Origin of the sequence: Brachyspira catarrhinii, from assembly GCF_005518285.1 — a bacterium.
Taxonomy (GTDB): domain Bacteria; phylum Spirochaetota; class Brachyspiria; order Brachyspirales; family Brachyspiraceae; genus Brachyspira; species Brachyspira catarrhinii.
Genome location: NZ_SJDU01000098.1, coordinates 1 through 6,877, shown reverse-complemented (window position 1 = coordinate 6,877; position 6,877 = coordinate 1). Strand labels below are relative to the sequence as shown.

The 6,877-nt window shown below is 30.7% G+C and carries 6 protein-coding genes; 2 read left to right on the top strand and 4 right to left on the bottom strand.

The window, feature by feature from the left end:
• Window positions 1–36 precede the first annotated feature (36 nt).
• Window positions 37–1,119, top strand: coding sequence for an ATP-dependent Clp protease ATP-binding subunit ClpX (gene clpX, locus EZH24_RS05185; protein WP_272897874.1), 1,083 nt, complete (start codon window positions 37–39; stop codon window positions 1,117–1,119).
• A gap of 73 nt (window positions 1,120–1,192) precedes the next feature.
• Here clpX and EZH24_RS05180 read toward each other — a convergent pair whose 3' ends face one another.
• On the bottom strand, window positions 1,193–2,068 hold the full coding sequence (locus tag EZH24_RS05180; RefSeq protein ID WP_137998071.1) for an EFR1 family ferrodoxin: 876 nt from the start codon (window positions 2,066–2,068) through the stop codon (window positions 1,193–1,195).
• 45 nt (window positions 2,069–2,113) lie between these two features.
• Window positions 2,114–3,658, bottom strand: a complete 1,545-nt coding sequence (locus EZH24_RS05175; RefSeq protein WP_137998070.1) for an NAD-dependent epimerase/dehydratase family protein — start codon at window positions 3,656–3,658, stop codon at window positions 2,114–2,116.
• 184 nt (window positions 3,659–3,842) lie between these two features.
• Here EZH24_RS05175 and EZH24_RS05170 point away from each other — a divergent pair, with 184 nt between their 5' ends.
• Window positions 3,843–4,955, top strand: a complete 1,113-nt coding sequence (locus EZH24_RS05170; RefSeq protein WP_137998068.1) for a tetratricopeptide repeat protein — start codon at window positions 3,843–3,845, stop codon at window positions 4,953–4,955.
• A 9-nt stretch (window positions 4,956–4,964) separates the two neighbouring features.
• On the opposite strand, the gene EZH24_RS05165 is transcribed toward EZH24_RS05170, so the two are convergent.
• Together EZH24_RS05165 and EZH24_RS14000 are read right to left on the bottom strand one after the other, a co-directional pair.
• On the bottom strand, window positions 4,965–6,566 hold the full coding sequence (locus EZH24_RS05165; protein ID WP_161976102.1) for an AlwI family type II restriction endonuclease: 1,602 nt from the start codon (window positions 6,564–6,566) through the stop codon (window positions 4,965–4,967).
• A gap of 39 nt (window positions 6,567–6,605) precedes the next feature.
• On the bottom strand, window positions 6,606–6,877 hold a 272-nt coding region (locus EZH24_RS14000; protein ID WP_201798567.1), incomplete at its 5' end, for a hypothetical protein.

The window sequence follows — 6,877 nt, the reverse complement described above, 5'->3', positions numbered from 1 at the left end:
ACGCTCATTTGAAAAATAAAACCGAAGCACGCTCATTTGAAAAATAAAACCGAAGCGAAATACGATATTAAAGTTTTGCCTCCGAAAGAAATAAAAAGCATGTTAGACCAATATGTTATTGGGCAGGATTACGCGAAAAAAGTTTTATCCGTTTCGGTTTATAATCATTATAAAAGAATAACTCAAAATAAAGACGATAAAAACGATGTGGAAATCGAAAAATCGAATGTTCTTTTAATCGGACCTACTGGAAGCGGAAAAACTTTGCTCGCAAGAACTTTGGCTAAAGCTTTGAATGTTCCTTTCGCGATAGCGGACGCCACAACCGTGACGGAAGCGGGATATGTGGGAGACGATGTCGAAAATATTTTGTTGCGATTAATACAAAACGCGGACGGAGATATAAAACTGGCGGAAAAAGGAATAATATATATCGATGAAATAGACAAAATCTCGCGCAAAGGAGAATCTCGTTCTATTACTCGCGATGTGTCGGGCGAAGGAGTTCAGCAGGCTTTACTAAAAATAATCGAAGGAACTTTAGCGAGCGTGCCTCCTCAAGGCGGAAGAAAACATCCTCATCAAAGCAATTTGGAAATAGACACTTCCAATATTTTGTTTATATGCGGAGGAGCTTTTATAGATATAGAAAAATCCATAGCAGAAAGAACTTCAAAAAAAGGACTCGGATTTGCGGCGGAAGTAAACTCTATGGAAAATCTTAATTATGACGAGATAATGAAAAATATAACTACAGAAGATTTGGTTAAATACGGACTCATACCCGAACTTATAGGCAGGCTTCCCGTTATAGCCACTTTGGAAGAGCTTAAAGAAGAAGAATTATTAAGAATACTTAAAGAGCCTAAAAATTCTCTTACAAAACAATATAAAAAATTATTCGAATACGACAATATAAATTTAAATATAGACGATAAAGTTTTAAAAATAATAGTCAAAAAAGCGATGGAAGAAAAAACTGGAGTGCGAGGTTTGAGAGCGTTATTTGAAAGGGTTATGCTTGACGCTATGTATGATTTGCCTTCTTCCGACAAAAAAGATAATTCGGAAGATAAAAATTTTGAACTTACCGAAGAATATATTGGCAAATATATTTGATTCATTTCCTTTAATATGTTCTTTTAGCATCTGCCCGCTCGTAGCGTTCTACCTATTAAATTTGTAATAATCTTTAATTTGAAATCTCGTTTATCTTACTATTCGCTCTTTCAAAATATCTCTCGTAAGCTTTCTTGCAATAATTCTCATGCTTGCTCTTTATTCCAATTTGCGGATTTTCAAAATTATAAGGACCGTTAACTTTCCAGCCCGTGAGTATTCCGATATTAATCGCATTAACGGGACATCTGAAAGCGCAACTCGAACACATGACGCATTTATCTTTGAATCTGATATTATTATTTTCATCGTTATAAATATTATTCACGGGGCATTTCTTAACGCATAAATTACAATGAATGCAAATATTTTTCACTTTAAAAAGTTTTCCGTTGATTTTCATCGCGGGATGCTCGATTCTAAATAGAAAAGCTATGAGTCTGCCGAAAGGAAATTTTTTTAATAAATGTTTGCGTCCTTCCAAAACTTCTTTAGCCTCTATAGAACATAAAGATTTTGCCGTTTTCCACATTTTTGCCGCAGTTTCGTCCGTATGTCTAAATATCATATTATAGGGCATAATATAATGATATTCGTTTACGAGAATGTATCCTTTCGGTTTCAATCTCGCCATCAAAGGCTCGGAAGAAATATTATTTATAGTTAGAGGCTCGCCCGAAGTTTTTATTATAAATATTTTTTTGTTTTTAGTTTTTGGAAATAATTTTATAAGATTAAAAACTGGATACGGAGCGTTGAATCCATGAATCGGATAAGCGATTCCCACATAATCGAAATTTTCGGGATTTGGCATATCTTCAAAATTATCGGTTATTTTATAAAGCAAAGTTTCAATTTTATTTTCTTCAAAATTTTTCTTATATTCTTTTACAACTTTTTCGGTATTTCCCGTTCCCGAAAACCAATATATTATCGCGTTTTTATTCATTTAATTAAACCTTTTTATTTTCTTTAATTTTTTAAAATTCTTTTTCTAAAACTTTTTATAACAAGCCTTAAAGTCTTTATCGAAATAATAAATCATATTTTCGTTTTTGTCATGCGAATCGTAATAGACTTGAGCGTAGAAAGGACTTTTCTTTGCAAGATTGTCGAAGCTCCAAGTATGATTTTCAAAACATTCCTCGCACCAATGTCCCGCTTTCATTATCGTTATTGGTTTCGCTTCAAATTTATGTCCTTCTGAGCATTCCCATAATAATTTCGTTTCCAAATTTTCCATTTTTTCGCTTAAAAGTTTTCCGCCTCTAAACTCCGCCGCCATTTTCAAATCTTCAATATTTATTTCCTTTTTATTTTCATCGTAGCCGTGACTTAATAATTTCGCTTTTTCTGTATTTTTTAATTCTTCGTAATTTATATAATTTCCTTCGCTATCTTTATTTTCTATAAGCAAATTAAATTTTTTCCATTTTTTAGGAAGTTTTTTATAATTTTCTTCGCTTCCGAACGCCGAAATAATTTTTCCCAATTCTTTATTTTTATTCCAATAACGAGGCGAATTAGAATCGAATAAAAGTCTTTCGATTGCAAAAATTTTGATTAATTTTGACGGAACGATTTTTGCAAGGGAATAATACCAATGTCTTTTAGCAATTTCTCTCCAATAATCGTTTATAGATTCGTTTTGATAGTTAAATAATTTTTCCAATTTGTCTCCGTCATAATACCAAACACCATGAAAGTTGCGAGTGGCGTTCCAATTCGGCTGCATATATTTTTTACCGTTTCCGCCGATTAATTTAAAACCTTCGTTAAAAACATCATAGCCCGTGATTCTGTTTTCCGCTTTGCTCCCCAAATTAAAAATTCCGCTCCAAAAAGAATCGTCAAGTTTATTTTTCGTATCCTCTTCGATTATTCTTTTCATTAAAAATCCGCTGTCTCTTGCCGTAATCCATTCCAAAGGCGAATTGTAGCAAGTGTGAAACATCAAACCATCGCTCATATTGTCGGTAAGCATTCTGTTATGGAGCATAGCCGTCTGTCTTATTATAGCTCGATTTTTCAGCGAAGATTCCAAAACATATCTTTCCGCTTTAAGTTTGTAATAGGAATATAAATCGTAATTATTTATTATCAGAGGGTCGCCGACTCTCGCCCAAGGATTCTTTTCCGTTCTGTTTCCGTATAAAGCGACTGTCGATATATGAATCAATTTCGGTTTTTTAGTTTCTTCCGTTTCCAAAATAGAATCGACTATATTTTTAGTTCCCAAAAAATTTACTCTATAATTGAGTTCGGGGAATTTATCCGATTTAGGAGGAATAAGCGCGGCAAGATTCAAAATATAATTTGTGTCTTCTATTAATTTTTCACAGTCTTTTTTGTTTGCAATATCTCCAACGATTATTTCAATTTTATTTTTGTATTTTCTTTTTAATTTTTTAGCTTTCCAAAGGCTTTCTTTTCTTATTAAAACTTTTATAATCTCTACATTTTCAAGTTCCATTAACTGCCTTAAAGTTTCAACGCCCATATTTCCCGTTGAACCCGTTAATGCTATTTTATAATTCATTCTAATTCCTACACATTTTTAATTTAATATTATATAGTTAATTTTCTTTTTTATCAATATTGACTAATCGAAGCGAATTTAAGACAAATAAAACCGACTTCAAAAAATCTCTAATATAAGTTATCATAATACCGATAATATTATGTAAACATAGTATGTTAACAAAATATAGGACTGTTTTTTAATGAAGAATAATATATCTTCCAACGCTTATAAATTGATTAAAAGAAAAAAATACAAAAAAGCGAAAGATTATCTTTTAAACAATGCAAGCAAATTGAATCATAACGCGGAAGCTCTTTCCATGCTCGCTTTTGCGAATATCTTTTTGAAAGATTTTTCGGCTGCGGAAGAAGTATCGAGAAAGGCTTTGAGAGAAGATAGTTTTTGCATTAACGCCACTTTAGCGAAAGGTTATATTAGTTTATACAACGGACATAGAGAAAACGCTTTAAGAGAATATTTTAGAATACTCGATTTATCTCCCGACAATAAAATAGCTTCGGACAATATCGAGAGAATAAGATTTTTGACGAATAACGCGAAAGGAAACGAAATTAAACCTCGCCCTTATTTGCTTGGAAAAAAAGAAATTTCAATATTCAAATTTTTAGCTATTATTCCAATAGTTTTTATTTTGTCTTTAGGTTCTTATTTGATTATAGAGAGAGTTTATCCTATGATTAAATATGTTTTGCTCGACAGAGAACAAAAAGAATTGAGAGAAAAACTTGAAAATGTTTATTTGTTCGAAGGTTTGGAAGAAGGCAGAATTCCAGAGAGCGCAAAAAGTCCGACATATTCGCCTAGAGAAGTAGCCGAGATGTTCGATAAAGCAAAAAAAAATATGAGGAGCGCATCGGTAAACGAAGCGGTTATGATAATAAACGGAGCGTTGGAAAGCGACATAAACGAATACTTAAAAGAAAGATTTAGAGTTTTAAAAAATTTCATCATAGCGCCCGATTATAATATATTCAAAGAAAGCCCCGACTATTTAACGGTAGTTCAAAATCACGGATTATACGAAGGCGGATATATAAAATGGAAAGCGGATGTCAGCGGAATTTCGCAAACTAATATTTACGGCGTTCAAAAAAATAAAGCGAGACTTTTAATTTATGACAATAATGGAAAAGACATTTTGGGAGTAGCCGATTTGATATTTAATCAAAATATTTCTTTAGAAAACAGAAGCCATATTGAAGTTTACGCGAAAATTTTAGGTTATGATAATTCGAGCAGAGCAGTTTTGTTGGACACGCAGATAATAAAACATTTGCCTAATAAAAAATAATTATTTAATTTAATTGAAATTTATTGAATCAATATAATTTTGAGTTTTCTCATTAAGAAGTCGATTAACAAACTTGTCAAAATTTATTTGGAAATCGTTAAAATTAGGAGATTTTTCTATCAATTCTATAAATTTGGCAATCGTAATCGGAGCAATTTTACTTTCAAATTCTTTAGTGCAAAATTTAAAAAACAACGCTACATCCCAATGAATATAAGGAGCGATTAAGATAGTCCTTAAATATTCTCGCCTTTTATCTTGACTTTCTTTCATGTGTCTCGCTATGCTTGTAGTTTCGCTGTTTAATTGCTGATTTCTATTTTTTATCATTGTAGCTTCAAAAAGAAAATCGTTATATTCCAAATCTATTTTGCCTGCGGGAGCGTATGATAGAGGAATACCGTTTTCATTATAAATAAGATTTGAATAAAGTTTTGCGATTCCGTATTTCTTGCCTAAAATCAAAGCGAGCAAATATTCCAAACGCAAAGGTTCGGGTATATCGTATTTAGATTTTGCATTTGATAAAGAAGCCAAAATTTTTAACTCTTCCAAAAGTTCTTTTATATCGCTTTGTAAAATAGCCGATTGAAGAGCCTTATTGTAAAATTTTTGATTGAGCGATTCTTCCAAAATATTCAAGTTTTCAAAATCGGAATCTTTAAGAACAATATCGAGGCTTTTCGCTTTTTGTTTAATAACTTCTTTTCTTATTTCATTGTTATCAAGCCAGGGCAATTTAATATTGTCTAAAAAATTTATATATTCTTCAATATTGGAAAATTCTTTAAAATCATAGTTTTTATAAGCGTTTAATAACGATTCGATTTTTTTAGAATTGAAATTAGAAAAATCATAATAAATATGTTTAAATTTTCCTCTTGCAATTAAAAGTCCCGTCATTTCAAATTTTCTAAAAACTTCGTCCGCATAATCGTTTAGACTGTCGTATTTTATTTTCTTCAAACCCAATTTGTTAAATAAATAATCGCTTATATATTTTTCGTTTTCTTTTAATCCGTAATTTTTTCTATATTCTAAAATATCTTGGACGCATTTTTTATAATCGTAATCTTTCATTCCCAGAACAAAACTTTTAAATTCGTATTTTAAAATTCCTTTGGCTTCGTTTCCTAATTTTTCCCATTCTTTTTTAAGCGAATCGATTACAAAAATTGTGTTCAAAAATACTCTCGCTTTATTAAGAGTAGATTTTCTTGCAGGATTACCAGAATGCAACCCTATCATAATTTTAGAATAAATATCGGTAATATAAGATTTTCTACTCATAAGCTCGAAAGCAAGATTTGTCATTGTTATAATCGGTTTATTTTTATCGCCTGAAAAAATTAGAAAACCTTGAGATTCTAAAGCTTTTAATTGCGTTCTAATTCTAAAATTTATTTTCTCTTCGCTTGAAATTTGAGGATTTAATTTTAAAAGTTCTTCAAATTCCAAATCGCTTAAAATATCATCGTTTATAAGTTTTTCGTTAATTGTAGACGGAATATTGCTTAATTTGTAGATGCCATTTTTTACAAGTTCCTCAAAATATAGCCTTGAATTTTTTGAATCGAAAATCAAACCGTTAAATTTATTAAGACATTCCAAAATGACGATTTTTTTATTAAAATTTACATTCTTTAATTTTTAAAATATATTATATTTTTGTAGACTTATTCTATAATCGCTTTCAACTTCTTCGTATGAATAAAATTTAACTCTGTTGCGAATTGGACTAAAAGCGTTTTTTACAATTTCTTTATCAAATTTACTTTTTCTTTCAAGCGGAGCGACACAAGAAAATTGAGTTTGAAAATCAATTAATTCCATAAATTTAATAAAAGCGTCTCTAAAATCGGTTGAATTTTCAACTTCAAAAACCATTGACGGAAACATTCTTTCGTTAAACCAAATAACAT

Excerpts from the sequence above, each read along its gene's own strand:
- EZH24_RS05180 (WP_137998071.1), bottom strand. The coding sequence starts at position 2,068 with ATGAATAAAAACGCGATAATATATTGGTTTTCGGGAACGGGAAATACC.
- EZH24_RS05175 (WP_137998070.1), bottom strand. The coding sequence starts at position 3,658 with ATGAATTATAAAATAGCATTAACGGGTTCAACGGGAAATATGGGCGTT.
- EZH24_RS05170 (WP_137998068.1), top strand. The coding sequence starts at position 3,843 with ATGAAGAATAATATATCTTCCAACGCTTATAAATTGATTAAAAGAAAA.